The organism is Streptomyces sp. A0642 (assembly GCF_004795105.1).
In the GTDB taxonomy this organism is placed as follows: domain Bacteria; phylum Actinomycetota; class Actinomycetes; order Streptomycetales; family Streptomycetaceae; genus Streptomyces.
On the sequence record NZ_SSBL01000029.1, the window covers coordinates 24339 to 48058 of the forward strand.

At 71.7% G+C, this 23720-nt stretch carries 24 protein-coding genes and 1 pseudogene; 17 read left to right on the forward strand and 8 right to left on the reverse strand.

All coding sequences use genetic code 11. The features are described 5' to 3' along the window. The first annotated feature begins 166 nt into the window (after positions 1 to 166). The 4 genes from lipB to E6R60_RS31385 all read left to right on the forward strand — a co-directional run bounded on the left by lipB (position 167) and on the right by E6R60_RS31385 (position 3318). On the forward strand, positions 167 to 979 hold the full coding sequence (gene lipB, locus E6R60_RS31370) for a lipoyl(octanoyl) transferase LipB (RefSeq protein WP_136330097.1): 813 nt from the start codon (positions 167 to 169) through the stop codon (positions 977 to 979). 132 nt (positions 980 to 1111) lie between these two features. Next, positions 1112 to 2077: a lipoyl synthase gene (lipA, locus tag E6R60_RS31375; RefSeq protein ID WP_136330098.1), complete on the forward strand. Its 966-nt coding sequence runs from the start codon at positions 1112 to 1114 to the stop codon at positions 2075 to 2077. Between the two features lie 310 nt (positions 2078 to 2387). Then, positions 2388 to 2588, forward strand: a complete 201-nt coding sequence (locus E6R60_RS31380; protein ID WP_136330099.1) for a hypothetical protein — start codon at positions 2388 to 2390, stop codon at positions 2586 to 2588. 19 nt (positions 2589 to 2607) lie between these two features. Then, positions 2608 to 3318 (forward strand): DUF4191 domain-containing protein, encoded by a 711-nt coding sequence (locus E6R60_RS31385; RefSeq protein WP_136330100.1) that lies wholly within the window; start codon positions 2608 to 2610, stop codon positions 3316 to 3318. An 84-nt stretch (positions 3319 to 3402) separates the two neighbouring features. Here E6R60_RS31385 and E6R60_RS31390 read toward each other — a convergent pair whose 3' ends face one another. Continuing rightward, the gene (locus tag E6R60_RS31390; protein ID WP_136330101.1) at positions 3403 to 3870 is read right to left on the reverse strand and encodes an RDD family protein; all 468 of its coding nucleotides are present in this window, start codon (positions 3868 to 3870) and stop codon (positions 3403 to 3405) included. A 275-nt stretch (positions 3871 to 4145) separates the two neighbouring features. Between E6R60_RS31390 and glnA the strand changes: the two genes are divergently transcribed. Next, complete coding sequence (gene glnA / locus E6R60_RS31395) at positions 4146 to 5555, forward strand: type I glutamate--ammonia ligase (protein WP_136330102.1); 1410 nt, start codon at positions 4146 to 4148, stop codon at positions 5553 to 5555. A gap of 114 nt (positions 5556 to 5669) precedes the next feature. Here the strand turns inward: glnA and E6R60_RS31400 are convergent, their stop codons facing one another. Next, entirely contained in the window at positions 5670 to 6056 is a 387-nt protein-coding gene (locus E6R60_RS31400) for a VOC family protein (RefSeq protein WP_136330103.1), read from the reverse strand. A 205-nt stretch (positions 6057 to 6261) separates the two neighbouring features. Between E6R60_RS31400 and E6R60_RS31405 the strand changes: the two genes are divergently transcribed. Beyond that, positions 6262 to 6699, forward strand: coding sequence for a hypothetical protein (locus tag E6R60_RS31405; protein ID WP_136330104.1), 438 nt, complete (start codon positions 6262 to 6264; stop codon positions 6697 to 6699). A 190-nt stretch (positions 6700 to 6889) separates the two neighbouring features. Here the strand turns inward: E6R60_RS31405 and E6R60_RS31410 are convergent, their stop codons facing one another. After that, positions 6890 to 7159: a hypothetical protein gene (locus tag E6R60_RS31410; protein WP_136330105.1), complete on the reverse strand. Its 270-nt coding sequence runs from the start codon at positions 7157 to 7159 to the stop codon at positions 6890 to 6892. Between the two features lie 121 nt (positions 7160 to 7280). Here E6R60_RS31410 and E6R60_RS31415 point away from each other — a divergent pair, with 121 nt between their 5' ends. Continuing rightward, a complete protein-coding gene (locus tag E6R60_RS31415; protein ID WP_136330106.1) occupies positions 7281 to 7640 on the forward strand; it encodes an arsenate reductase family protein in 360 nt (119 codons plus the stop codon). Positions 7641 to 7653: 13 nt separating this feature from the next. On the opposite strand, the gene E6R60_RS31420 is transcribed toward E6R60_RS31415, so the two are convergent. Beyond that, positions 7654 to 8544 carry an alpha/beta fold hydrolase gene (locus E6R60_RS31420; protein ID WP_136330107.1) on the reverse strand — a complete coding sequence of 297 codons (891 nt, stop codon included), beginning with the start codon at positions 8542 to 8544 and terminating at the stop codon, positions 7654 to 7656. A 71-nt stretch (positions 8545 to 8615) separates the two neighbouring features. Between E6R60_RS31420 and E6R60_RS31425 the strand changes: the two genes are divergently transcribed. Next, complete coding sequence (locus E6R60_RS31425; RefSeq protein WP_136330108.1) at positions 8616 to 9122, forward strand: MarR family transcriptional regulator; 507 nt, start codon at positions 8616 to 8618, stop codon at positions 9120 to 9122. A gap of 35 nt (positions 9123 to 9157) precedes the next feature. Here E6R60_RS31425 and E6R60_RS31430 read toward each other — a convergent pair whose 3' ends face one another. Then, positions 9158 to 10066: a Gfo/Idh/MocA family oxidoreductase gene (locus E6R60_RS31430; protein ID WP_136330109.1), complete on the reverse strand. Its 909-nt coding sequence runs from the start codon at positions 10064 to 10066 to the stop codon at positions 9158 to 9160. Positions 10067 to 10237: 171 nt separating this feature from the next. Between E6R60_RS31430 and E6R60_RS31435 the strand changes: the two are divergent. The 5 genes and pseudogenes from E6R60_RS31435 to E6R60_RS31455 all read left to right on the forward strand — a co-directional run bounded on the left by E6R60_RS31435 (position 10238) and on the right by E6R60_RS31455 (position 16037). Next, positions 10238 to 11774 (forward strand): annotated as a pseudogene (locus tag E6R60_RS31435) (hypothetical protein). Then, complete coding sequence (locus tag E6R60_RS31440) at positions 11771 to 12904, forward strand: hypothetical protein (RefSeq protein ID WP_136330111.1); 1134 nt, start codon at positions 11771 to 11773, stop codon at positions 12902 to 12904. The pseudogene E6R60_RS31435 and the gene E6R60_RS31440 overlap by 4 nt, the downstream one beginning before the upstream one ends. A gap of 177 nt (positions 12905 to 13081) precedes the next feature. Continuing rightward, the gene (gene glnII / locus E6R60_RS31445) at positions 13082 to 14116 is read left to right on the forward strand and encodes a glutamine synthetase (protein ID WP_136330112.1); all 1035 of its coding nucleotides are present in this window, start codon (positions 13082 to 13084) and stop codon (positions 14114 to 14116) included. Positions 14117 to 14219: 103 nt separating this feature from the next. Further along, complete coding sequence (locus E6R60_RS31450; RefSeq protein WP_136330113.1) at positions 14220 to 15131, forward strand: hypothetical protein; 912 nt, start codon at positions 14220 to 14222, stop codon at positions 15129 to 15131. Positions 15132 to 15422: 291 nt separating this feature from the next. Next, positions 15423 to 16037 (forward strand): winged helix-turn-helix domain-containing protein, encoded by a 615-nt coding sequence (locus E6R60_RS31455; protein ID WP_136330114.1) that lies wholly within the window; start codon positions 15423 to 15425, stop codon positions 16035 to 16037. A gap of 66 nt (positions 16038 to 16103) precedes the next feature. Here E6R60_RS31455 and E6R60_RS31460 read toward each other — a convergent pair whose 3' ends face one another. Continuing rightward, complete coding sequence (locus E6R60_RS31460; protein ID WP_206309566.1) at positions 16104 to 18227, reverse strand: MMPL family transporter; 2124 nt, start codon at positions 18225 to 18227, stop codon at positions 16104 to 16106. 238 nt (positions 18228 to 18465) lie between these two features. On the opposite strand from E6R60_RS31460, the gene E6R60_RS31465 reads away from it, so the two are divergent. Together E6R60_RS31465 and E6R60_RS31470 are read left to right on the forward strand one after the other, a co-directional pair. Then, on the forward strand, positions 18466 to 19734 hold the full coding sequence (locus tag E6R60_RS31465) for a sensor histidine kinase (RefSeq protein ID WP_136330115.1): 1269 nt from the start codon (positions 18466 to 18468) through the stop codon (positions 19732 to 19734). Next, on the forward strand, positions 19719 to 20366 hold the full coding sequence (locus E6R60_RS31470; RefSeq protein WP_136330116.1) for a response regulator transcription factor: 648 nt from the start codon (positions 19719 to 19721) through the stop codon (positions 20364 to 20366). The genes E6R60_RS31465 and E6R60_RS31470 overlap by 16 nt, the downstream gene beginning before the upstream one ends. Positions 20367 to 20416: 50 nt before the next feature. Here the strand turns inward: E6R60_RS31470 and E6R60_RS31475 are convergent, their stop codons facing one another. Beyond that, complete coding sequence (locus E6R60_RS31475; RefSeq protein ID WP_136330117.1) at positions 20417 to 20908, reverse strand: MarR family transcriptional regulator; 492 nt, start codon at positions 20906 to 20908, stop codon at positions 20417 to 20419. 69 nt (positions 20909 to 20977) lie between these two features. On the opposite strand from E6R60_RS31475, the gene E6R60_RS31480 reads away from it, so the two are divergent. Together E6R60_RS31480 and E6R60_RS31485 are read left to right on the forward strand one after the other, a co-directional pair. Then, positions 20978 to 21523 (forward strand): carboxymuconolactone decarboxylase family protein, encoded by a 546-nt coding sequence (locus E6R60_RS31480; protein ID WP_136330118.1) that lies wholly within the window; start codon positions 20978 to 20980, stop codon positions 21521 to 21523. Positions 21524 to 21638: 115 nt separating this feature from the next. Continuing rightward, complete coding sequence (locus E6R60_RS31485) at positions 21639 to 23135, forward strand: DUF1996 domain-containing protein (protein ID WP_136330119.1); 1497 nt, start codon at positions 21639 to 21641, stop codon at positions 23133 to 23135. Between the two features lie 90 nt (positions 23136 to 23225). On the opposite strand, the gene E6R60_RS31490 is transcribed toward E6R60_RS31485, so the two are convergent. Beyond that, on the reverse strand, positions 23226 to 23684 hold the full coding sequence (locus tag E6R60_RS31490) for a hypothetical protein (protein ID WP_240802757.1): 459 nt from the start codon (positions 23682 to 23684) through the stop codon (positions 23226 to 23228). Positions 23685 to 23720: the final 36 nt, after the last annotated feature.

A 23720-nucleotide genomic window follows, 5' to 3' on the forward strand; every position in this document is an offset into this window, starting at 1 on the left:
CATTCATCCGATCGTGTGAGGATTCAGGACGGCGCTGACGGGAACCACCTGCCCGGCTCCCACTCCCGTGCCGGTCGTACAGTGGCGGGAGGCGCGATTCGGTGCATGGTGACGCGATGACGGGACACCCCCGGGCCCCGGCACCACGAGGAGAGAGGCTGCTGTCGTGACTGAGCTTCGGTTCGTCCGTCTGGGATTCGGCGAGAACGCCGTCGACTACCGGGAGGCATGGCAGAAGCAGCGCGAGGTGCACGCGGCACGGTTCGAGGACACCGTCCCCGACACCTGCCTGCTGCTGGAGCACCCGCCCGTCTACACGGCGGGCCGCCGCACCGCCGACAGCGAGCGTCCGCTGGACGGCACCCCCGTCATCGACGTGGACCGGGGCGGCAAGATCACCTGGCACGGCCCGGGCCAGCTGGTCGGCTACCCGATCCAGAAGCTGCCGCGCCCCGTGGACGTCGTCGCGCACGTCCGCCGGCTGGAGGAGGCGCTGATCCGTACGGCCGCCGAGTTCGGCGTGGAGACCAGCCGGGTCGAGGGCCGCAGCGGCGTCTGGGTCCTGGGCGACCCGGTCGAGCAGCGCCCGGCGATCGGCGGTCTTTCGCTCGACTTCGACCCGCGGTTGCAGGACGAGGAGTTCGACGCCCGCCTCAACGGCCCCGAGTACGCCCCGTCCAACGCCGGTCAGCGCCGCGAGGACCGCAAGCTCGCCGCGATCGGCATCCGGGTCGCCAAGGGCGTCACCATGCACGGCTTCGCCCTCAACGTGAACCCGGACAACACCTCCTTCGACCGGATCGTGCCGTGCGGCATCCGGGACGCGGGCGTCACCTCGCTCAGCTACGAACTCGGGCGCGAGATCACGATCGCCGAGGTGCTCCCGGTCGCCGAGAAGCACCTGCGGGACATCCTGGAGAACGCCGAGCTCGCGCCCCGCCTCATCGAGCGCCGGGACGAGGCCGTGGCCACGGTGTGACTCTCGGAGCACCCGTCCGGGAATAGGTCCTGTCGCCCACAGGTTGGGGAGACGTAAAGCCGTTTGAACAACGGGCGTACCCTGGGGTTCGCCGAAGAATCCAATGCAGCGAAAGCAAAGGGGAGTGCCGGAGTGTCCGCTGTCGCACCCGACGGGCGCAAGATGCTGCGCCTCGAGGTCCGGAACAGCCAGACCCCCATCGAGCGCAAGCCCGAGTGGATCAAAACCCGGGCGAAGATGGGCCCCGAGTACAACCAGCTGCAGAAGCTCGTGAAGAGCGAGGGTCTGCACACGGTGTGCCAGGAGGCCGGCTGCCCCAACATCTTCGAGTGCTGGGAGGACCGGGAGGCCACGTTCCTCATCGGTGGCGACCAGTGCACCCGGCGCTGTGACTTCTGTCAGATCGATACGGGCAAGCCGCAGGCGCTGGACCGTGACGAGCCCCGCCGCGTCGGAGAGTCCGTCGTCACGATGGACCTGAACTACGCCACCATCACGGGCGTCGCGCGCGACGACCTGGAGGACGGCGGCGCCTGGCTGTACGCCGAGACCGTGCGCCAGATCCACGCGCAGACGGCGGAGCGGGAGGGCGGCCACACCAAGGTCGAGCTGCTGATCCCCGACTTCAACGCGGAGCCCGGGCAGCTCGCCGAGGTCTTCGCCTCGCGCCCCGAGGTGCTGGGCCACAACGTCGAGACGGTGCCGCGGATCTTCAAGCGGATCCGCCCCGGCTTCCGTTACGAGCGCTCCCTGGAGGTCATCACCCGTGCCCGCGAGGCCGGTCTGGTGACCAAGTCCAACCTGATCCTCGGCATGGGCGAGACCCGCGAGGAAGTCAGCCAGGCGCTCCGGGACCTGCACGACGCGGGCTGCGAGCTCATCACGATCACCCAGTACCTGCGGCCCACCCCGCGCCACCACCCGGTCGAGCGCTGGGTGAAGCCGCACGAGTTCGTGGAGCTCCAGGAGGAGGCCGACGCGATCGGCTACTCCGGCGTGATGTCCGGACCGCTGGTCCGCTCCTCGTACCGCGCGGGCCGGCTGTTCCAGCAGGCGATGGAGCGGCGCGGCGCGGCAGCCCAGGCGCCGACCGCGTGACCGCACCCGTGTGAATCCGGGCACAAGAAGCTACTGAGCAGTAATGGCTGATTCGACGCGGCCCCTCCGCTCCTCGCAGGTCCGAGGCGCGGATGGGCCGCGTCGGCGTGCGCGGCACCGATATCAAGGTTTCATTGGTGTTTGACCGCCAGGTCATGCGCTGGTAACACCAAGCAGTGACCCTGGATGCACGCGGCACGGTGGCTCTCGCGGGCCGCTGTCACCCCGCGTCCCGTATCCAGTCCGCGCAGCACACACCGCCCGCCGGGCACCGACCGGTGAGCGCATCCGTTCCGAGGGGACTTCCACGATGCAGGCCGTGCCGGTACGCGCCACCGCCCTTCCGTCCGTCACCGATGCCCTCCGCGCCGTCGAGTCGCTGCTGCTGAGCAGCGGCCAGCGCACCGCCCGCCGCAACGCCTGGACCGCGGTCCTCGAGGACCGCCGACGGGCCAAGGACCGGGTCGAGTCCGAGTACGTACTGGAGGCCGTGGCCGACCACCGTTCCTAGGCCACGTAAACTTCATTGCATGGCGAGGAAGGCAGAATCCACTGAAGGCGCGGACAGCGCCGAGAACGCGGGGCGACTCAAGCAGATCGCCCTGACCTACAAGATGACCAGGCGGACCGACTCCAAGATCGGTCTTGTCGTCGCGGGTGTGGGAATCGTCACCTTCGGTGTCCTCCTCGCGATCGGTTTCTTGATCGACCACCCGATCTACCTGGGCATCCTGGGCTTCGTGCTCGCCCTCCTCGCTATGGCGATCGTCTTCGGGCGGCGCGCCGAGCGGGCGGCCTTCGGGCAGATGGAGGGACAGCCCGGCGCCGCGGCGGCCGTGCTGGACCGGGTGGGCCGTGGCTGGACCACGACGCCGGCGGTGGCGATGAACCGCAGCCAGGACGTGGTCCACCGTGCCGTGGGCAAGGCGGGCATCGTGCTGGTGGCCGAGGGGAACCCGAATCGGGTGAAGTCCCTGCTCGCGGCCGAGAAGAGGAAGATGGCCCGCATCGTGGTCGACGTACCCGTGCACGACATCATCGTCGGCAACGGCGAGGGTCAGGTGCCGCTCAAGAAGGTGCGCACCACGATGCTGAAGCTGCCGCGCGTCCTGACCGGCCCGCAGGTGACGGCCGCCAACGACCGGCTGCGCGCCATGGGCGACCTGATGAGCAACATGCCCCTGCCGAAGGGCCCCATGCCGAAGGGCGCGAGGATGCCGCGCGGCGGAAAGATGCGCTGAGGCGGAGAACGTGCGAAGGGGGCGGGCGGTGAACCACGCGGTTCACCGCCCGCCCCCTTTTCCTTCGCCTGGCGTGCTCGTTCCTCAGATCCGGACCTGCACGGCGCGGGCCAGCCGGTCGTGCAGCCCGCGGCCGTCCCGGTCCCAGACCAGGGCCGGGATCACCAGGCACAGCAGCACGCTGCGCACGAGCACCCGTCCGAACCCCAGACGCCCGCCGTCCTCGGCGACGACCCTGATGCCCAGCAGGCGCTTGCCGGGCGTGCAGCCGATGGTGCCGACGGTGAGCACGCTCAGTACGAGGAAGACGCCGAGCGCCCAGTTGCCCGTCGCCTGCTGGTCACCGCGAGCGAACAGCCCGTATGCGATCAGCATGCACAGGGCCCAGTCGATGAAGATCGCGCCGAAGCGCCGCCCGAGCGGCGCAATGGCTCCCGGCCCCGTCTCGGGAAGCCCGAGCCGCTTGCCCCGGTACCCGAAGTCGGCGCCCATCGCCTCGGCGGCCGCGCGCGGCCCGGAGAGCCACGATCCGATTGCTTGCCTGTTGTCCACCCGACCACGGTACTGCGCCCGCCTCCGGACCCTGCCGGGCGGGGCGGGGACGGACCGGGACACCGCGCCGAAACCGGGCCGGAACGTGCCCGGAACCGGCCGTTCCCCCGCTCGTGAGGCGCCGCCCACACCCGGCCCGGTTAACTTCCGCGAAACAAATGGGTCATGCTTGAGAAATCCGGTCTGCCTATGGTCGGGTCCAGCGTGTGCCACCGCACTGGCCACACAACGAGCTGCAACCCCGTCCCTCCCGGGCCGGGAGTAGGAGGAGTTGGATGTTCCAGAACGCCGACGACGTGAAGAAGTACATCGCCGACGAAGACGTCAAGTTCATCGACGTCCGGTTCTGCGACCTGCCCGGTGTGATGCAGCACTTCACCATCCCGGCGGCGGCCTTCGACCCGACCGAGGAGCTCGCCTTCGACGGTTCCTCGATCCGCGGCTTCCAGGCCATCCACGAGTCCGACATGGCGCTGCGCGCCGACCTGTCGACGGCCCGTGTCGACCCGTTCCGCCGCGACAAGACCGTCAACATCAACTTCTTCATCCACGACCCGATCACCGGCGAGCAGTACAGCCGTGACCCGCGGAACGTGGCCAAGAAGGCCGAGGCGTACCTGGCCTCCACCGGCATCGCCGACACCGCGTACTTCGGCCCCGAGGCCGAGTTCTACGTGTTCGACAACGTCCGCTTCCAGACCTCGGCGAACGAGTCCTTCTACCACATCGACTCCGAGGCGGGCGCCTGGAACACCGGGTCGGAGGAGAACAACCGCGGCTACAAGGTCCGCTACAAGGGCGGTTACTTCCCGACCCCGCCGGTCGACCACTTCGCCGACCTGCGTGCCGAGATCTCCATCGAGCTGGACAAGAACGGCCTCCAGGTCGAGCGCCAGCACCACGAGGTCGGCACCGCCGGCCAGGCGGAGATCAACTACAAGTTCAACACGCTGCTCGCCGCGGCCGACGACCTGATGCTCTTCAAGTACATCGTGAAGAACGTCGCCTGGCGCAACGGCAAGACCGCGACCTTCATGCCGAAGCCGATCTTCGGTGACAACGGCTCGGGCATGCACGTCCACCAGTCCCTGTGGGCCGGCGGCGACCCGCTGTTCTACGACGAGCAGGGCTACGCGGGCCTCTCGGACATGGCGCGCTACTACATCGGCGGCATCCTGAAGCACGCCCCGTCGCTGCTCGCCTTCACCAACCCGACGGTGAACTCCTACCACCGCCTGGTCCCGGGCTTCGAGGCCCCGGTCAACATGGTGTACTCGCAGCGCAACCGCTCCGCCGCGATGCGCATCCCGATCACGGGCTCCAACCCGAAGGCGAAGCGCGTCGAGTTCCGCGCCCCGGACCCGTCGTCCAACCCGTACCTCGCCTTCTCGGCCCTCCTGATGGCCGGCCTGGACGGCGTCAAGAACAAGATCGAGCCGCCGGAGCCGATCGACAAGGACCTGTACGAGCTGGCTCCCGAGGAGCACGCCAACGTCCAGCAGGTCCCGACCTCCCTCCCGGCCGTCCTCGACGCCCTCGAGGCCGACCACGAGTACCTCCTGGCGGGCGGCGTCTTCACGGCCGACCTCATCGAGACGTGGATCGACTTCAAGCGGACGCACGAGATCGCCCCGATCCAGCTGCGTCCCCACCCGCACGAGTTCGAGCTCTACTTCGACCTCTAAAGAGCACGGCCGGACGTCCGCGTCCGGCGTGAGCGCGCACCGGTGAGGGCCGCCGTCCCCGAGGGGACGGCGGCCCTCACCGGTTTTCCCGGGTCACCGGCCCTGTTTCCCGGGTCACGCGCCCTGGAGGATCTGGATCAGATTGCCGCAGGTGTCGTCCAGGACCGCCACGGTCACCGGGCCCGCCTCCACCGGCTCCCGGATGAAGCGCACACCGAGCCCGCGCAGCCGGGCGAACTCCGCGCGGACGTCGTCCACGGCGAAGGAGGCGGCCGGGATGCCGTCCCTGACCAGGGCCGTCTTGTACGGCTTCACCGCCGGATGGCCGTCGGGCTCCAGCAGGAGTTCGGTCCCGCCGGGGTCCTCCGGCGAGACGACCGTCAGCCAGCGGTCCTTGCCGACCGGCACCTCGGCCTTCTTCACGAAGCCGAGCACCTCCGTGTAGAAGCGCAGGGCCCTGTCCTGGTCGTCGACGAAGACGCTGGTCAGGTGGATCCTCAAGGGGGCCTCCGGGCGTCGGGCCCGAGCCGTCGGTTCACCCGCGGCTCAGGCGGTTCGGTGGATCTTCGCGCCAGGTCATCGTGCCGAACCGGCCGGCGATCCGCGGCCGCGCCACCCCCCTGACGCCTCGCCCCGTCGGCCGGACGGGTGAGGGGGCGGGGGCGGTGGGGTCGCGGGCCGGGCGTGGACGGCCGAGGCTGGGGGGATGAGCGAGCAGACCGCCCCCGGCCCCCCGGTCCCGCCGCCCCCCAGGCGGCGGCTGTGGCCCTGGGTGCTGTTGCTGATCGCCGTGGTGCTCGCCCTCGGCGCCGGCGCGGTCTCCGCGGTGCTGGCCCGTGAGGTCTCGGCGGAGCGTGCGCGCACGGTGCACATCCGGTACGAGGTCACCGGCGCCGCCCGGGACGTGACGCTCACCTACAGCACGTGGAAGGGCGAGGAGCTGTCGACCGGGCGGCTGACCCTGCGCAGCCTGCCGTGGACCGGAGAGCTGGACACCAAGGGCTTCATGAGCGGGGGCTCGTTCGTCGTCAGCCTCGGCAAGTCGGGCGGAGAGGTGGCCTGTTCGGTGACGGTGGACGACGGCACGCACCGCACCGCCAGGGCCTCGGGCGCCTTCGCCACCGCCACGTGCAGCGGGTTCTGAGAGGCGACCCCACCCGGGACCGCGGGTTCCTCCTGATTCCGAGAGGGCGACCCCACCCCCGGACCACGGGTTCCGCCGGGTCCTGAGACGCGACCGCACCCCGGACCGCGGGTTCCTCCGCGGTCGCGGACGCGACCGCGCCCCCGGTGTCCGTCCGGGGGCGCGGTCCTCGACGAGTGGCGGCTGCCGGTCAGCGGCCGTAGCGGATGAGCGCGCGGACCATGCGGCAGGTGGTGTCGGACGGCGGGTGGATGGCGAGGCGCTCGGCGGCCGTACGTATCCGGGCGTTGCTCGCGCTCGACGGGTGGTAGACGCCCGTGTCGAGCAGGGCGATCGCCAGGCGCATCGCCTTCAGCCGGCGATTGTGGGAGACGTACCACTCACGGGGCCGTCCGGCGGGGAGCGGCTTCTTCTTCAGGGGTGTGTGGAGCGGCTTGGTCGTGACTGCGGCTACGGCCATTGGCAACCTCCCGGGCGCGGTGGTGGAACCCTCACGAACTCCCTCCATTTTACTGCCCCCCACTGACAATCGGCCCTGGCCAGAGGGGTTTTCGGGCGGTCCATCGCGTACCTTTGACCCCATGGAGATCTGGATCAATCCCGCCTGTTCCAAGTGCCGCGCCGCCCTGACGCTGCTCGACGCGGAGGGCGCCGACTACACCGTCCGCCGCTACCTGGAGGACGTGCCGTCGCCGGACGAGATCCGGGCCGTGCTCGGCCGGCTGGGGCTGGAGCCGTGGGACATCACGCGGACCCAGGAGGCGGAGGCGAAGGAGCTGGGCCTCAAGGAGTGGCCGCGGGACGCGGACGCGCGGGAGCGCTGGATCACGGCCCTCGCCGAGCACCCGAAGCTCATCCAGCGGCCGATCATCACGGCGGAGGACGGCACGGCCGTGGTCGCGCGCACGGACGAGGCGGTCCGGGACGCGCTGGGGCGCTGAACGGGGGTCCCCCTCAGGGCCGCCTCTCGTCGTCGTCAGTGCTGAGGAACTCCCGCATTCTGCGGTTGAGTTCCGGCACCGCCGGGCCGTACAGGGGCAGCGCGTGGTGGGAGACGCCGGGCAGCACGGCCGTCTCCGCGTGCGGCAGCAGCCGGTCCACGGCCGCGGCCACCCGGGGGGCGTCCTGAGCCCGCCCCTGTCCGGCGAGGAGGACCAGGGCCGGCACGCCGAGTCCGCGCAGGGCCTCGGGCGACGGGCGGGGGCCCGTGACCGGGCGGGTGGAGGGGAAAGCGGCCGCCGCTTCACGCAGCCGCAGCCAGTCCGGGTCGAGCGCGGCGCGGCCCGTCTCCCACTCCAGGAAGGCGCGCGTCCGTGCGGCGCTCGGACGGAGCAGCATCGGCAGCGCGTGCAGCAGATAGCCGGGACGGAAGCCGGCGAAACAGCCGGTGGGGTCGAGGAGGATCAGCTTCCGGACCCGGTGGGGTGCGTGCAGGGCGTAGTGCAGGGCGATCCAGCCGCCGTACGAGTGGCCGCCGAGTGCGACCGGCCCGGCGCCCAGGCCGTCCAGCAACGCGTCGAGCCAGCCGTTCAGGTCGTCCACGGTACGGATCGGCCGCTCCCCCACCGTGCTGCGGCCCGGCTCGCCCACGAGGTCGACGGCGTGGACCCGGTGGGTGCGGCCCAGCTCGGCGGCCTGGGCGTACCAGACGGTGGACGTCGCCCCGCCGCCGGGCAGCAGGAGCAGGGGCGGGGCGTCCTGGGGGCCGTAGCTGTTGAGCCGGGTGCTGCCCCACGGGGTGGGGATGTCCGTGCAGGTGGTTCCGGCGGGCCATGCGGCCGCGAGAACGGCGTCGTAAGCGGCGAGGAAGGCCGTGGTGCCGGTGACGGGCGGGGTGGAGGTCATGGGGAGCGCTCCCTGGGATCCGTACGCCTGGATATTATCTCGCTGAGCGAGATAATAGCGAGGAGTCGGAGATGAGCGAGCAGGAACCCGGACTGGAGATCGTCCATCTGCTGCGGAAGGTCACGGTCGCGTTCGGTCTGCGGCAGGCGGAGTTCGCGACCCGGCACGGCATGCACCCCACTGACGTACGGGCCCTGATCTGCCTGCTCGACGCGGAGCGGAGCGGCAGCGACGTCACCGCCGGACGGCTGGGAGCGGAGCTCGGGCTCAATTCGGCGGGCACGTCGTCGCTCATCGACCGGCTGGAGCGGCTGGGGCATCTGACGCGCACCCGCGACGAGCGGGACCGGCGGCGGGTGCTGCTGGGCGTGACCCCGCACGCGGTGGAGCTGGGGTGGGAGGCGTTCGGCCCGGCGATCGGGCGCGCCGTGGCACTGCTGCGGGAGTTCGACGAGACGGAGACCGCCGCCGTCCGGCGGTTCCTGCGCGGTTTCCTCGCCGCGCTCTCGACGGAGTCCGGGGCGGCGGCGCCCGGCGCCCCGGCCGAGCCGGACGGGACCGGCGGGTCCGGGGCCTGACCGCGCGGGCCGCCCGCCGGCTCCCCCGCCGCCTGCTACTTCCCCGCCTGCGCCTCGGCCTCCGCGAGGAGTTCCGTCAGCCGCAGCCCGAACCGTACGTCGCAGGGGTGCGCCTCACCCGTACGCACCGACGCGATCAGCGCGTCCACCGCCGCGGCGAACGCCGCGACGGCGCCGTCCCACCGGGGCAGGCCGACGACGCCGTGCTCGCCCCTGAGTTCGATCCCCACCCCCGCCGCCTCGAGCGGCGCCGCCAGGGTGAGGGTCACCGTGCTGGAGGCGCCGGAGGCGTGGCGCAGGATGAGGTGGTGGGTGCCGGCCGGTCCGGGGGCCGCGGTCAGGGCGGTGACGTCGCCGAGCACCGGGATGAGGACCGAGAGCGCGTGCGGGCCGACGTCCCACAGGCCGCCCTTCTCGCGGCGCCAGGGGGACGCGGCGTACTCGCTGTCCGCGCCCGGTGCCCACAGCGCGCCGATCCACTCGGCGTGCGCGGTGAACCAGTCGCCCGTCGCCTGCTGTTCGGCGATCCACCGCGCGGTCTCCGGCGCGAACCGCAGCGTGCAGAAGACGATCGACGCGACCCGCGCCCGCTCCGCGGCCTCGGCCACCTCGCGGGCGGCCTCGACCGTCGTGGCCACCGGCTTGTCCATCAGCAGGTGGCAGCCGGCGGCCGCGGCCCGGGCGGCCAGGGGCGCCTGGACGTCCGGCGGCAGGGCGAAGGCGATGGCGTCGCTCGCGGCGAACAGCTCGTCCAGCCCCGCGTCGCCGCTGTACGCCGTGGCGCCGTGGGCGGCGGCCAGCTCCCCGGCCGCCTCGGCCCTGCGGCCCCACACCCCGCTCAGCACGGCGCCGGGGTGGGCGGCGAGGGCGGGGGCCTGGGTGATGCGGGCCCAGGGGCCCGTCCCGGCCAGGCCGATACGCAGGGGTGCCACGGGTGTCGTCATGGGACCAGTGTGCCCGGTGCCTCGTCGGGGGCGTTCGAATCCGGTGGCGGGGCGTGTGAGGAGGTCGTTATGTTGACGGGGCCGGCCGCGGGACTCCGGGGCGACTTCCGGGACTTGCCTATGAAGCAAACATTTCGCTGTTCGCCCCCTCATTCCCCGGCCGGCTTCCGCATGCGCGCACCGCCGCGCGGAAGATCACGGGGGATGCATCATGACGACCGGGACCCGGGCCGACCTCGTCGCCGCCGAGGACGTGCTCCTGTTCGTCAACGCGGCGATCACCGCGACCGGACAGCGTGAGTTCCACTCGGGGGCTCACGGACAGCAGCTCTCGCTGGACTTCCTGCACGCCTACGTACGGGTCAACTACCGCCGGGTGTACGCCGCCTCGCTCGCGCTGGACATCAACGACCACAATGCCGCGCGCATCGTGCACGGTCTGCTGGAGCACGCCGCCGACGCCTCGGCCGAGGAGAAAGCCACCGAGGGCCGTCTGATCGCGGCACGGCTGGCGAGGATGCCGCCGCAGCGGGTCTACCGGCTGTTCCGGGGGCTGCGCTCCGCGAAGGTCAACAACCGGCGCACCCGGGCGATCATGCGGGACTGGCTGGCCGGGCGGCCGGATCCGGCGCATGACGCGGTGAAGTACCGCGCGGGGCTGAAGACCGCGGCCCGTCACGCCCATCTCCGGCTGAACGACGGTGCCGCGGCGACGGGCGAGGCGCAGGGCGATCCGCGCGACACCGAGCTGGGCGCCTTCCTCTTCCGGCCGGGGCGGCTGCCGCGCTACCGGCACCGGCTGCTCGACGCCTGGCGCCGCGCCCACTACGCGCAGGGCGCCGTCGACGAGCTGCCGTTCACCGTCGCCGAGGGCTTCGCCGCCCGGCACGGCATGGAGCGTGAGGCGTTCCTGGACCGGATGACGCCCCGGATGACACGGCTGGAGCGGCTGCGCACCCAGGGGCAGCGGGGCAGGGCCACCCCTTCGGAACTTCCGGCGGATGTGGATCTGACCGTCATGCCGCTGACCCGGCTCGCGCTCTACGTCCTGACGTTCGGCACGGAGCTGCGGGTGCGTCACCGTGCGCGGCTGACCGCGGCCCTGCGCGCGGCCGCCCGCCGGGCCGTGGGCCCGCACGAGGGGAGCTGGGGCCGGGTCGCGGCCGTGCTCGACGACAGCTACTCCTCCTCCGGTTCGGGCGAGAAGCGCCGTCGTCCGCTCGCGGTGGCGCTGGCCTGCCACTTCCTGCTGGAGGCGCTCGCCGCGCCCGGCGCGTACACGGCGCTGTGGACCAGCGGCGCGAGGGACCCGCTGCTGGTCAGGCCGTGGGGGCCGACTCCGCTCGGCATCCGCGTCCTGGACGCGCTGGAGCACGGTCCGGAGCGACTGGTCATCGTCTCCGACGGCTGGGACAACGCCCCTCCGGGGCTCGCCGGTGAGGTGCTGCGGGTGTGGCGGACGCGGCTCGATCCGGAGGGGCGCACGGCCGTGATCCACCTGAACCCTGTATACGACGCGGACGGTTTCGACGTCCGGCGGCTGGCGCCGGGCGTGCCGACGGCAGGTATTCGGGACGCCGAGGACCTGGCCGCCCTGGTCGGGATCGCGCGGTTCTCCGAGGGGCGCACCGGCCTCGCGGAGCTGTACGCGTATCTGGACCGGCAGGTCGCCCGGTTCGTCGACGCCCCTCCGGGAGGACCGCGGTGACCAGGCTCGAACTGTCGGGGCTGACCGCCCGCCCCTCGCAGGTGTGGGGCGGCATCCGGCTGGTGCCGCTGGTGCGCGAGAAGCCGGTCGAGGGGCTGCGTCTGCACCGGGAGGTGTACGAGGGGCACGGAAGGGCGGACACGGTGGAGGTGGGTCCGGGCACGCACTACACCTCGTACATCCCGCACGGCTTCGTCGCGGACTGGACGGGGGGAGGGGCGAACACGGCGGCGTACGGCACGCAGTTCGGCGGCGGAGCGGGGAGCGCCCCGCCCCGGACGCTCACACTGCCGCGCCACCGGCACCACCGCATGGCCAAGCGGCAGCCCGGGGACCGGCTGCGTTTCCTGCCGCTGCACCTCGCGATGGAGGGCTATCTCGCCCTGCACTTCGGAGGCCCCTCGACCGCCTGGGAGGAGTGGTCGCGCCAGGCGCTGCGGGACGGGCTCTCGCCGCGGGCGGAGGACGCGTATCTGGGGTGGTCGGTGCGCGGGCTCGGCGACGCGCTGCGGGCGTTCGAGATCCACCCCGGCCAGTGCGGGGTCATGGTGTACGCGGCCGACGCGCTCGCCGCCGCCTTCGTGGTGCCGCACCCCGACGACTACCGCCTGCTGCACCCCTCGCTCGTCCAGGACCTGTACGGGGAGCTGGTCCACCAGTACGCGATGTACGGCGCTCCGGTGGCGGACTTCACGGCGCGGATCCCGGACGGGACGCGGCTGCGGACGCTCGCGGATCTCCGGGCGGCCGCGCTGCGGCAGGGGCGGAAGTGGAGCGAGGCGCACGACACCCTCTTCGCGCGGGAGCTGCTGGAGACCTCGTACGGATTCGAGCGGGTGTACCGGATGGGCTCGTTCACGCTGTGGCGGTTCCTGCCGCCGTTCCTGCGCAACCGGGGCGGGCAGCACATCGGCGAGACGATCACCGATCACAAGGGGCGGGTCGCCTATCTGAAGACGTTCCGGCTGTCCGAGGCGCAGATCCGCCGCGGGCACCTGTTGCGGCGGCTCGCCGACGCGGACTGGCAGCTCTCGCGGGCGGCCACGTCGCTGGGCACCAGCCAGGACGAGCTGATGCGCCGGATCCGGGCCGCCGGCTTCGAGTCCCTGCTCCGGGACGGAAGCCGGTGACCGGAGCCGGTGGCCACGGCCGGTGACCCGGGCCCCGGCGGGCCACGACCCCATGCCCGGGCCGTCTCACGCGGGAAACGTCGGTAACACGGGGTTCACACGAGGGCAACGGTCGGGAAATCGCGTCTTGCGAAGCTGCGCTGCATAGACCGCAGCACCCGCAAAGGATGGGCTTCCGTGACGTTCAAGGCTGAGTACATCTGGATCGACGGCACCGAGCCGACCGCCAAGCTCCGTTCCAAGACCAAGATCATGGCCGGTGCCCCGTCGTCCGACGTGGCCGAGCTGCCCATCTGGGGCTTCGACGGTTCGAGCACCAACCAGGCCGAGGGCCACGCCTCCGACCGGGTGCTGAAGCCGGTCTTCACCTGCCCGGACCCGATCCGCGGCGGTGACGACGTCCTGGTCCTGTGCGAGGTCTTCAACATCGACATGACCCCGCACGAGACCAACACGCGGGCCGCGCTGCGCCCGGTCGCCGAGCAGTTCGGCGCCCAGGAGCCCATCTTCGGCATCGAGCAGGAGTACACCTTCTTCGACGGCCACCGGCCGCTCGGCTTCCCCGAGGGCGGCTTCCCGGCCGCGCAGGGCGGCTACTACTGCGGCGTCGGCGCGGACGAGATCTTCGGCCGCGACATCGTGGAGAAGCACCTCGACAACTGTCTGAAGGCGGGCCTGGCCATCTCGGGCATCAACGCCGAGGTCATGCCCGGGCAGTGGGAGTTCCAGGTCGGCCCGGTCTCCCCGCTGGAGGTCTCCGACCAGCTGTGGATCGCCCGCTGGCTGCTCTACCGCACCGCCGAGGACTTCAACGTCTCCGCGACCCTCGACCCGAAGCCGGTCAAGGGCGACTGGAACGGCGCGGGCGCGCACACCAACTTCTCCACCAAGGCGATGCGCGAGGGCTACGACGCGATCATCACCGCGTGCGAGTCGCTGGGCGAGGGCTCGAAGCCCATGGACCACGTCAAGAACTACGGCGCCGGCATCGACGACCGCCTGACGGGCCTGCACGAGACCGCCCCGTGGAACGAGTACAGCTACGGCGTCTCCGACCGCGGCGCCTCGGTCCGCATCCCGTGGCAGGTCGAGCAGGACCAGAAGGGCTACATCGAGGACCGCCGGCCGAACGCCAACGTCGACCCGTACCTCGTCACCCGGCTGATCGTCGACACCTGCTGCACCGCGCTGGAGAAGGCCGGCCAGATCTGATCCCGCCCCACCGCACGTACGAACAGGCGCCCGCCGGCAGGTCCGGTGGGCGCCCTTTCGCGTGCCCGGGACGCTGTCAGAGGGGTGTGCCAGGCTTGCGCGCATGCTCGACATCAAGATCGTGACCCAGAACCAGCAGACGCACACCCGCGTGTCGGACCAGGAGTTCGGCGCCCTGGTGCGCCGGATCGGCATGACGGGGGACCGATTCCTGGTCGTGCAACGGATACCGGACATCCCGGGCACCTTCATCCAGGTGTGGCACGAGGCCGACGGGGCGTACGACGTGGAGCACCGCGCCGGCGGAGCCGCCACCCATGTCCGCGCTCTCGTCGGGACCCCCGAGGAGGTCGCCGCGCTGATGGTCCGCTGGGCCCGCCAGGAGCCCCGGTGGGACGCGGGCATCAGCTGGGAGAGCCTGGGCCTGCCGGAGCCGGAGCCCGTTCCGGAGCCGGCGCCGGAAATCCGCGAGCAGGTGGAGGAGCGGGTACGGGAGTTGCTCCGCGGTGGATACGGCGGCGTGGCGGAGCTCGCCGAGTCGGCCGAGGACTACCTGGTGAAGGACGGCGTGCATCCGGTCACCCTGGCGCAGGCGCGGCAGTTGGTGGAGCGGTTGTGGCTGGAACGTGTCGAGGAGCAGCGGCTGTGGACGGACGTGACCGGTGCGGACCGGGTGGAGCGCGCGTTCGCCGTCCTGGACGGGCGTGGAATCACGGCCCGGGAGCATTTCTCGTGCTGCCGCTCGTGCGGGCTCGCTGAGATCCATGCCGACGGGCGGGACGACGCGCGGGGCTTCGTCTTCTTCCACATGCAGGGTACGGAGAGTGCTGCGGCCGGGCACGGACTGACGCTGTACTACGGCGGGTTCGACGAGTCCGCTGAGACGACGGCGGCGGTGGGGCGGGAGGTCGCGGCCGTGCTGGGGGAAGCCGGGCTGACGGTGGAGTGGGACGGTTCACCGGACCGGGCGATCGAGCTGACGGGTCTGGACTGGCGCAAAAGGCTGGTGGGCTGACGGCGAGGTGCCCGTCCTCGGCAAAGGGACCGTATCGACGGGTGAGAGGGGCCTGCTGCCGCGCGCCGTTCTCTGGTTCAATGGGGGCATGGCCAGCATCCAGCACACCTCGACAGGTCGCAGCGACCTCGAGCCGTTCTGGCCTTCCCGTCAGCATCACGACTTCGACCGGGTGTGTTGCCGCGCGACGAACGCGCAGGCCCTCTAACACCGCTCACCCCGGTCTTCGGTCCGCGCGCACGAAGCAAGTCCGTCCACAGACGACTCCCTCGCGCGAAAGAGCTGACCCTCATGGCGAACGCCCGTACCTTCTCCGCCGCAGCCGCTGCCACCGCAGTGCCGACGGCGACCGCTGCGACCGCTTCCGCCCGTCCCCCTTCCCCCAACCGTCACCGGCTGCGAGCCGTGGCCCCGGACGAGGTCGTCCAGCCGGCCGACGTCTCCGCGTTCCTGACTCCGGGCGCCACCTGGCTGCCCGCCCCCCAGCACACCCTGCCGGCCCTGCCGGGCCGGCCGCCGATGGTCGGCTACCTGGTGCTCGTCCCCGCGGACCAGCAGCCCGCCATCGCGGCCGCGGCCGCCCAGTACGTGGTGCCCGAGGTGCTGGAGGACGCGGGGCCGGTTCCCGGCCCGGTGCGGATCGACTCCGTCCGGCGCACGGCCGCCGTGAACGGGAACACGCTCGACCTTACCTACCTGGAGTTCGAGCTCCTCGCCCATCTGGTGGCGCACCCCCACCGGGTCCACACCCGCGACCAGTTGGTGACCACGGTCTGGGGCTACGGGCACGTGGGCGACGGCCGCACCGTCGACGTCCACGTCGCCCGGCTGCGCCGCAAGCTGGGGGCCGAGCACCGCCGCTCGATCCAGACGGTGCGGCGCGTCGGCTACAAGTACGCGCCCTGACCCCGCACGAGGCGGGCCCCGGCCGAAGTACGTCACCGCGCCGGGGCCCGTCCCGTTCGCACCGGGTCAGCCGTGCATCACCGGGGCCGCCACGGCAGCGGGCTCCGGCTCGCCGTGGTCCGCTTCCGGCAGGCGGGAGAGCCCGCGCGGGGTGCGCCAGTTCCGCTCGCCCAGCAGCGCCATGACGGAGGGCAGCAGCACCATCCGTACGATCGTGGCGTCCAGCAGCACCGCGACGGCCAGGCCGACGCCCATCTGCTGCATGTCCTGCATGGACAGCGTCCCGAAGACCGAGAACACCGCGACCATGATCACGGCGGCGCCCGTCACCGCGCCGGCCGTGCGCCGGATGCCCTCGTCGATCGCGGCGCGGGTGGAGAGACCCCGGCCGTGTGCCTCGCGGATCCGGGAGACCACGAAGACGTGGTAGTCCATCGAGAGCCCGAACAGGACGACGAGGACGAACAGCGGCATCCACGACTCGATCGCGCCGACCCCCTCGGAACCGATCAGCGAGGCGCCCCAGCCGTGCTGGAACACGGCGGTCATCACCCCGTAGGCGGCCGCCACGGAGAGCAGGTTGAGCACGATCGACGTCACGGCGATGACGTAACTGCGGAAGCAGAACAGCATGAGCAGGAAGGTCACCGCGGTGATGAAGAGGAAGACGGGCACGATGCCGCGCTTCAGCTGGTCGTTGAAGTCCACGGACCCGGCCACCTCCCCGGTGACGTAGGTCCGGGCGCCGGTGCCGTCGAACGCGGCCGGCAGCCGGTCCTCCCTCAGGCCGGCCAGGGCGGCCTTGCCGCCGGGCAGCGGTACCTCGAACTCCGCGATGTCGCGCTCCCGGTGGACGGTCACCCCGTCGAAGCCGGCGAGTGCCTTGCGCACGGCGGGCGCGTCGATGTCGTCCGCCTCGACGACGACCTGGGCGGGGGCGGGGCCGCCGGGGAAGGTCTCGCTGATGTGCCGGTAGGCGACGGACAGCGCGGAGTCCGAGCCGAACTGCTTCTCCAGGCCGAGGGATTCGGTCTTCATGTGGAGGGCCGGCGCGGCGAGCACCAGCAGGACGACGACCGAGGCGGCGGCGAAGAACGCCGGCTTGGCCAGGACGGGCCGCAGCAGCCTTCCGGCGACCCTGCCGCTCTCCTTCTTGCCGCGCCTGTCGCGCCGGTTCAGCAGCGGTACGCGCCCGGCGTCGATCCGGTCGCCCAGCCAGGAGAGCAGCGCGGGCAGCACCGTCACGGAGCCCATCATGGCGACGAAGACGACGATGATCGTGGCGAGGGCGAAGCCCTTGAACAGCAGCAGCCCGGACAGGAACATGCCGGCCATCGCGACCATGACGGTCAGCCCGGACACCAGCACGGACCGGCCGCTGGTCGCCGCGGCGATCCGCAGCGCCGTCTCCGCGTCGCGCCCGGCGGCCCGCTCGTCGCGTTCGCGGCGCAGATAGAACAGGCAGTAGTCGACGCCGACGGCGAAGCCCATCAGGAACATCACGGAGTACGTGGTCTGGAAGAGGTGCAGCTGATGGCTGGCGAGCGAGAGCAGTCCGAACGCGGCCATGCACGCGGTCAGCGCGAGTCCTACCGGCAGCAGGGCCGCCACGACGGCCCCGAAGGCGACCAGCAGGATGCCGAGCGCCAGGGGCACGGCGGTGAACTCGGCCCTCTTGAAGTCCTCGGAGAGCAGGTCGCCGAGCCACTTGCCGGCGCTGGCCTCGCCGAACTGGTGGACCGTGACGTCCGCCCGGTCCTCACGGACCCCCGCCACGGCGTCCAGGACGGGCTGCACCCGGTCGGCGGAGGTGGCCGGGTCGCCCTTCATCTCGAAGGTGATCAGTGCCTCCTTGCCGTCCTCGGACGGGACCGGGGCCGCGAGGCCCGTGACCTCGCCGGTTCGTCCGAGGGCCGCGGAGAGCTCCTTGGCCGCCGTCCGCCAGCCGTCGGGCTCCGTCGAGGACACCATGACGAGCTCGCCCGCCCGGTGGCTGAGGCCGGCGTCGGAAAGGATCTTCTCGGCGCGGGCCGAGTCACCGGCGCCGTTCTCCGCGTTCGTCATCTCGACCATGCCCGACGCGCCGCCGATGCCCGCGGCAAGAACGACGAAGAGCAGCCAGCCGAGAATGGCCGTCTTGCGATGGTGTGCACTCCACACACCGATACGTGCCGCGAGATTACGCCTCATGGCGTGGTCGCCCCCTGGGGTAGACGTCGGACCTGACACCGCTGAATCTAGGAATTCCGCGCCCGCCTCCCCAGCCGCCGGACCCCCCTCTCCCCGCGACGTAGGGCGAGGTCACGGGGTGGTGGTAGGTACACCCCCGGCGGGTGGCGGAACGGCTGACGCCGCCGCTGCCGGAAGGGCCAGACTGGGGCGGAAACGGGGACTGCCACGAGTGCCCGGCAAGGGAAGAGGGACCGTCATGAACAGGCCGACCGGACGGATAAGGGCCGCGTTGCTGGCCGCTGGACGCGGGCTGGTGCTGTCGTTCGCCTCGATCGTGGGTTCGGTCACGCTGTTCGTGCTGACGGTGCTCGCCATCGCCTTCATCCCGCTGGGCATCGGCCTCGTCACCACCCCCTACACGCTGACGGCGGTCCGCAAGCACGCCAACCGGCGCCGGCTGCTGGCGGCGACCTGGTCGGACGTCCGCATTCCCGTTCCCTACCGGCCGCTGCCCGAGGACGTGCGCAGCGGGTTCACCGGTCAGGTGGAGCGGACCACGCTGATGCTGAAGGACCCGGCGACCTGGCGGGACATCCGGTGGCTGCTGGTCGACATGACCGCCGGCTACGCGGTGGTGACCCTGGCGGCGGCGCTGATGATCTATCCGGTGGAGGGTCTGGTCCTGGCGGTCGGCCTGTGGCGCGTGTTCACGGACGACCGGTACTGGTACGCGTTCGTGCCGGTCGACAGCCAGGCGACGGCGCTGGCCGCCGCCGCGGTCGGCGTGATGTTCTTCGCCGCGGGTGTGGCCCTGAGCGAGCGGCTGCTGCGGGCCCACTTCCTGCTCGCCCGCTCGGTGCTGGCCCCCACCCATGAGCAGGAACTGGCGCTGCGCGTCGACCGGCTGACGGAGACCCGGCACGAGGCGGTCGACACCGCCGCCTCCGAGCTGCGGCGCATCGAGCGGGATCTGCACGACGGGGCGCAGGCCCGGCTGGTCGCCATGGGCATGAACCTCGGCACGATCGAGGCGCTGATCGAGAAGGACCCGGCGCAGGCGAAGCAGCTCCTGGCGATGGCCCGCGCGTCCTCGGCCGAGGCGCTGACGGAGCTGCGCGATCTGGTGCGGGGCATCCACCCGCCGGTCCTGGCGGAGCGCGGTCTCGGGGACGCGGTCAGGGCGCTGGCGCTGCGGATGCCGATCCCGTCGGAGGTGGAGGTGGACCTGGGCGGCCGGGCCGAGGCGCCGGTCGAGTCGGCGGCGTACTTCGCGGTCAGCGAGACCCTGACCAACGCGGCGAAGCACTCGGGTGCGGACCGGATATGGGTGGACCTCCACCACGCCGACGGCATGCTGCGGATCTCGGTCACGGACAACGGGAGGGGCGGTGCGGTGGCCGGAGGGGGCTCGGGCCTGAGCGGTATCGAACGCCGGCTCGGTACATTCGACGGCATCATGGCCGTCAGCAGCCCCGCCGGCGGTCCCACCATGGTGACCATGGAGATCCCTTGCGAGTTGTCCTAGCCGAAGATCTCTTCCTGTTGCGCGACGGTCTGGTGCGCATGCTGGAGGCGTACGACTTCGAGATCGTGGCCGCCGTCGAGAGGGGGCCCGAACTCACCCGGGCACTCGCCGAGTTGGAGCCGGACGTCGCCGTGGTCGACGTCCGGCTCCCGCCGTCCCACACGGACGAGGGGTTGCAGTGCGCCCTCGCGGCCCGGCGGGTCAGGCCCGGGCTGCCGGTGCTCGTACTCTCCCAGCACGTCGAGCAGTTGTACGCGCGCGAGCTGCTGGCGGACGGCAACGGGGCGATCGGCTACCTGCTCAAGGACCGGGTCTTCGACGCCGACCAGTTCATCGACGCGGTGCGCCGGGTCGCGGCGGGCGGCACGGCGATGGACCCGCAGGTGATCTCGCAGCTGTTGTCCCGGCGGGCCCAGGACAAGCCGATGGGCGGGCTCACGCCGCGGGAGCGGGAGGTCATGGAACTGATGGCGCAGGGCCGTTCGAACGCGGCGATCGCCTCGCAGATGGTGATCACCGAGCGGGCGGTGGCCAAGCACACCTCGAACATCTTCGGCAAGCTCGGCCTGCCCCCCTCCGACGACGACAACCGCCGCGTCCTCGCGGTGCTCGCCTATCTGGACCGGGGTTAGGACGTGCGGGGGCCGGCCCGGGGCGCAGCGGGCCGATGCGCCCCGCCCGGTCAGCCGTTGAACCAGGCGGCCATATCGAGCCGGAAGGCGTCCGCCGCGGCCATGGTGCGCAGGTCGGCCTCCATGGCGCGGACGCGCTCGGCCCCGAGCACCCGCACCCACTCGGCGCGCAGCCGGTCGAAGCCCTCGGCGGAGCGCACCAGCATGTCCATACCGCGCGGGGAGAGCCGGACCAGCTTGCGCCGGCCGTCCTGCGGATCGTCGACGCGCTCGACGTAGCCGAGGGCTTCGAGCTTCTCGACGGTCTTCCCGGCGGCCTGCTTGGAGACCCCCAGCCGTCGGCCGATCTCGCCGGCGGTCGAGCCGTCCCGGCCCACCGACTGAAGCGCGTACCCGTAGGCGGGGCTGAGGTCGGGGTGACCCTGCTCGGCCAGTTCGCGGTGCAGGGCGTCGACGATCGAACGGAATCCGGCGAAGAGCAGAACCGGCAGCTCGACGCCCGCTCCCGCCTCGTCGGGGGTGCCCTCCGCGCGCTCAGCCATTGCGAAACTCGACAACCTGGTTTACCTTTTCGTCAATCACGTTGTCGAGTTTACCGCGAGAGGCCCTCCATGCCCGCCACCGCCTTCCCCGACCACACCCTCGAATCCGCTCCCGCCGCCGCCCGCCCCGCCATGGCCGCCGTGGCACAGAAGCAGGGGTACCTCCCCGCCGCCGTCGCCCGGCTCGCCTCGTCCCCGGAGCTTCTCGGCGGCTTCCTGAAGATGAGCGCGCTCTTCGAGTCGACCACGCTGGACCCGCTCTCCCGGGAGACCCTGATCATGACGGTGGCCGCCCGCAACGGCTGCCATCTCTGCGTGGCCATGCACACCGCGAAGCTCACCGCCCTCGGGGCCGACGCCGGCGTCATCGCCGCACTGCGCGACGGGACCCCCCTGCCGGACGGACGACTGGAGGCGGTACGGCAGTTCACCCTGGCCGTGATCGCGACGGGCGGGGCGGTCGACGACGGCGCACTCCAGGCGTTCCTGGCGCACGGGTACACCCCCCGCAACGCACTGGAGGTGGTCCTGGGCATCGGCGCCTACACCTTGTCCACCCTGGCCAACCGGCTCACGGACGCTCCGATCGATCCCCAACTGGCCCGTTTCAGCTGACACTTGCGTCACCGCCTCCTCAGGAATTCCGCCGCCCGTTGAACACTGCGCGCGCCCCCGCCGTATGGAACGTCACGCTTCTCCCCCGCGAAGCCTGAGGAGTCCGAGGAGTTCCATGGGACGCACATCGCGCAAGAAACGCTCCACCCTGGCCAACCGGGCGATCATCGCCTCGGCCGCACTGATCCTGGGCGGGGGTGGGCTGGCCGCGGTCAACGTCTACGCCTCTGCGGGCGAGGGCACATCGCCCGGCTCGGCCCACGGCCGGAACTGGCAACCGGTCCGACAGGCGTCCACCATCGACTGCCCCGAAGTGGTCAACGAGATCCCCGAGGTGCCGGATGCCGCGCGGGCGGAGGTCGACCGCGAACTGGCGGCCATGGACACCCAGATCACCGATGCCTACCGGGAGTTCGCCGACCGACGGGACAGGATGGCCCGCGATCCGCAGCTCGCGCAGAACAGCGTGCTCGGCCCGCTGAAGGCCCGGCGCACCGCCAGCATCGACCGCATCGCGACCGCCATCGGGCGCAGTGCGGAGCGTCCGGAGGGGCTCGGATCGCTGGCCCCGTGCAGCCTGCGCGCGGACGACGAGGCGGAGAGCCAGGGCCCGGGCGAAGACCCCGGGCAGAGCGAAGACCCCGGCCAGAACGGCGGCGGAGACGGCCAGGACCAAGGCCAGGACGGCGGCGGAGACGGCCAGGACCCGGATCAGGGCCGGGGCGGCAACGGTCCCGAGGACTCCGACTTCGTCGACATCCAGTCCGTCCAGCCGAACGTCGACAAGCCCGCCCGGCGCCGCGGCGCCTCACGGGGCGCCTTCCTCACCGAGTGCGGGCGCAACCAGAACGGGAAGTTCAATCCGGACAACGTCATCGCCGCACCCGGTGTCGGCAACGGCGCCCACCACATGCACGACTACGTCGGCAACCAGGCCACGGACGCCTTCTCGGGCGACGACGACCTGGCGGCCGGTGACACCACCTGCCGCAACCAGGGCGACCGGTCCACCTACTACTGGCCCGTGCTCCGCCTGCAGAACGGGGAGGCGGAGAACGACGCCGCCGCCGACGGCGGGGGCAAGGACCAGAACGTCGGCGAGATCCAGACGCCGTCCCAGGTCACGCTGAAGTTCGTCGGGAACCCGACCGGGAAGGTCACGGCCATGCCGCGCTTCCTGCGCATCATCACCGGTGACGCCAAGGCGCTGACCAACGGCGACGCCAACGCCAACGCCTCCTGGAGCTGCACCGGATTCGAGGACCGGCAGCTCAAGGACAAGTACCCGATCTGCCCTGAGGGCAGCCAGGTCGTCCGCTCCTTCGCCTTCCAGAGCTGCTGGGACGGACGGAACACCGACAGCGCGAACCACCGCACCCACGTGGCCTTCGCGCAGGACGACGGACGGTGCCCGAACGGGTTCCGGGCCATTCCGCAGCTGGTCCAGCGGATCGTGTACGACGTGCCGCCGGGGCCGGGATTCGCCGTCGACTCCTTCCCGGAACAGCTGCACAAGCCCGTCACCGACCACGGTGACTTCATCAACGTCTTCGACGACAAGCTGATGCGCAAGGTGGTGAGCTGCATCAACGACGGGCGCAAGTGCCGCTGAGGCACGCCGCCCCCCGTAAGCCTGCGCGGTCCGCTCATCCCCTGGCACCGGGTCACGTCCGGCGTGCGCCGCCCCCGTGAGCCTGCGCGGTCAGCTCCCGTGGTGACCGGAGTCCCCCGCGCCGCTCCCCCCATGCGGTGCGGCGTTCTCCACGGTCCCCCCGAGCCGGCCGCGCAGGGCCGCGATCACGGTGGCGTCCGAGACGGCCACCCACCTGCGGCCGATCAGATACGAGCCGCCGTAGTCGTTGGCTTCGTTGATCCACTCGCGCTGGCCCCGGTCGGTGGCGAAGGTGGCCAGCACATAACGCCCGTCCTTCGTGGTGCAGTTGGCCTGGCGCAGCTCCTGCGCGTCGGTCTGGAGCCTCGGCTCGCAGTGCGCCTTCGCGGCGAGTTCCTCCAGCGTGCCGGTGGCGGTCGGCGGGGTTCCGTCCCCGTCGCCGCCACCGCCGCATGCCGTGAGCAGGACCAGGCCGGCGCAGCAGAGCACGCCGGCGGCCGCGCGCCACGCGTCCCGCGACGCCCTTCGCGTACCGTTCCGCTTCACCATCCGGCCATCGTGCCGCTTCGGGCCGGGTCCTGGCAG

What these genes read in the sequence shown, in the direction of transcription:
- E6R60_RS31460 (WP_206309566.1), bottom strand. Translation starts at nt 18,227, where the DNA reads ATGAGGCGTAATCTCGCGGCACGTATCGGTGTGTGGAGTGCACACCAT.
- E6R60_RS31485 (WP_136330119.1), top strand. Translation starts at nt 21,639, where the DNA reads ATGGGACGCACATCGCGCAAGAAACGCTCCACCCTGGCCAACCGGGCG.
- E6R60_RS31420 (WP_136330107.1), bottom strand. Translation starts at nt 8,544, where the DNA reads ATGACCTCCACCCCGCCCGTCACCGGCACCACGGCCTTCCTCGCCGCT.
- E6R60_RS31465 (WP_136330115.1), top strand. Translation starts at nt 18,466, where the DNA reads ATGAACAGGCCGACCGGACGGATAAGGGCCGCGTTGCTGGCCGCTGGA.
- E6R60_RS31480 (WP_136330118.1), top strand. Translation starts at nt 20,978, where the DNA reads ATGCCCGCCACCGCCTTCCCCGACCACACCCTCGAATCCGCTCCCGCC.
- E6R60_RS31430 (WP_136330109.1), bottom strand. Translation starts at nt 10,066, where the DNA reads ATGACGACACCCGTGGCACCCCTGCGTATCGGCCTGGCCGGGACGGGC.
- E6R60_RS31490 (WP_240802757.1), bottom strand. Translation starts at nt 23,684, where the DNA reads ATGGTGAAGCGGAACGGTACGCGAAGGGCGTCGCGGGACGCGTGGCGC.
- E6R60_RS31475 (WP_136330117.1), bottom strand. Translation starts at nt 20,908, where the DNA reads ATGGCTGAGCGCGCGGAGGGCACCCCCGACGAGGCGGGAGCGGGCGTC.
- E6R60_RS31385 (WP_136330100.1), top strand. Translation starts at nt 2,608, where the DNA reads ATGGCGAGGAAGGCAGAATCCACTGAAGGCGCGGACAGCGCCGAGAAC.
- E6R60_RS31455 (WP_136330114.1), top strand. Translation starts at nt 15,423, where the DNA reads ATGGCGAACGCCCGTACCTTCTCCGCCGCAGCCGCTGCCACCGCAGTG.
- E6R60_RS31425 (WP_136330108.1), top strand. Translation starts at nt 8,616, where the DNA reads ATGAGCGAGCAGGAACCCGGACTGGAGATCGTCCATCTGCTGCGGAAG.
- E6R60_RS31405 (WP_136330104.1), top strand. Translation starts at nt 6,262, where the DNA reads ATGAGCGAGCAGACCGCCCCCGGCCCCCCGGTCCCGCCGCCCCCCAGG.
- E6R60_RS31410 (WP_136330105.1), bottom strand. Translation starts at nt 7,159, where the DNA reads ATGGCCGTAGCCGCAGTCACGACCAAGCCGCTCCACACACCCCTGAAG.
- E6R60_RS31380 (WP_136330099.1), top strand. Translation starts at nt 2,388, where the DNA reads ATGCAGGCCGTGCCGGTACGCGCCACCGCCCTTCCGTCCGTCACCGAT.
- E6R60_RS31450 (WP_136330113.1), top strand. Translation starts at nt 14,220, where the DNA reads ATGCTCGACATCAAGATCGTGACCCAGAACCAGCAGACGCACACCCGC.
- glnA (WP_136330102.1), top strand. Translation starts at nt 4,146, where the DNA reads ATGTTCCAGAACGCCGACGACGTGAAGAAGTACATCGCCGACGAAGAC.
- E6R60_RS31415 (WP_136330106.1), top strand. Translation starts at nt 7,281, where the DNA reads ATGGAGATCTGGATCAATCCCGCCTGTTCCAAGTGCCGCGCCGCCCTG.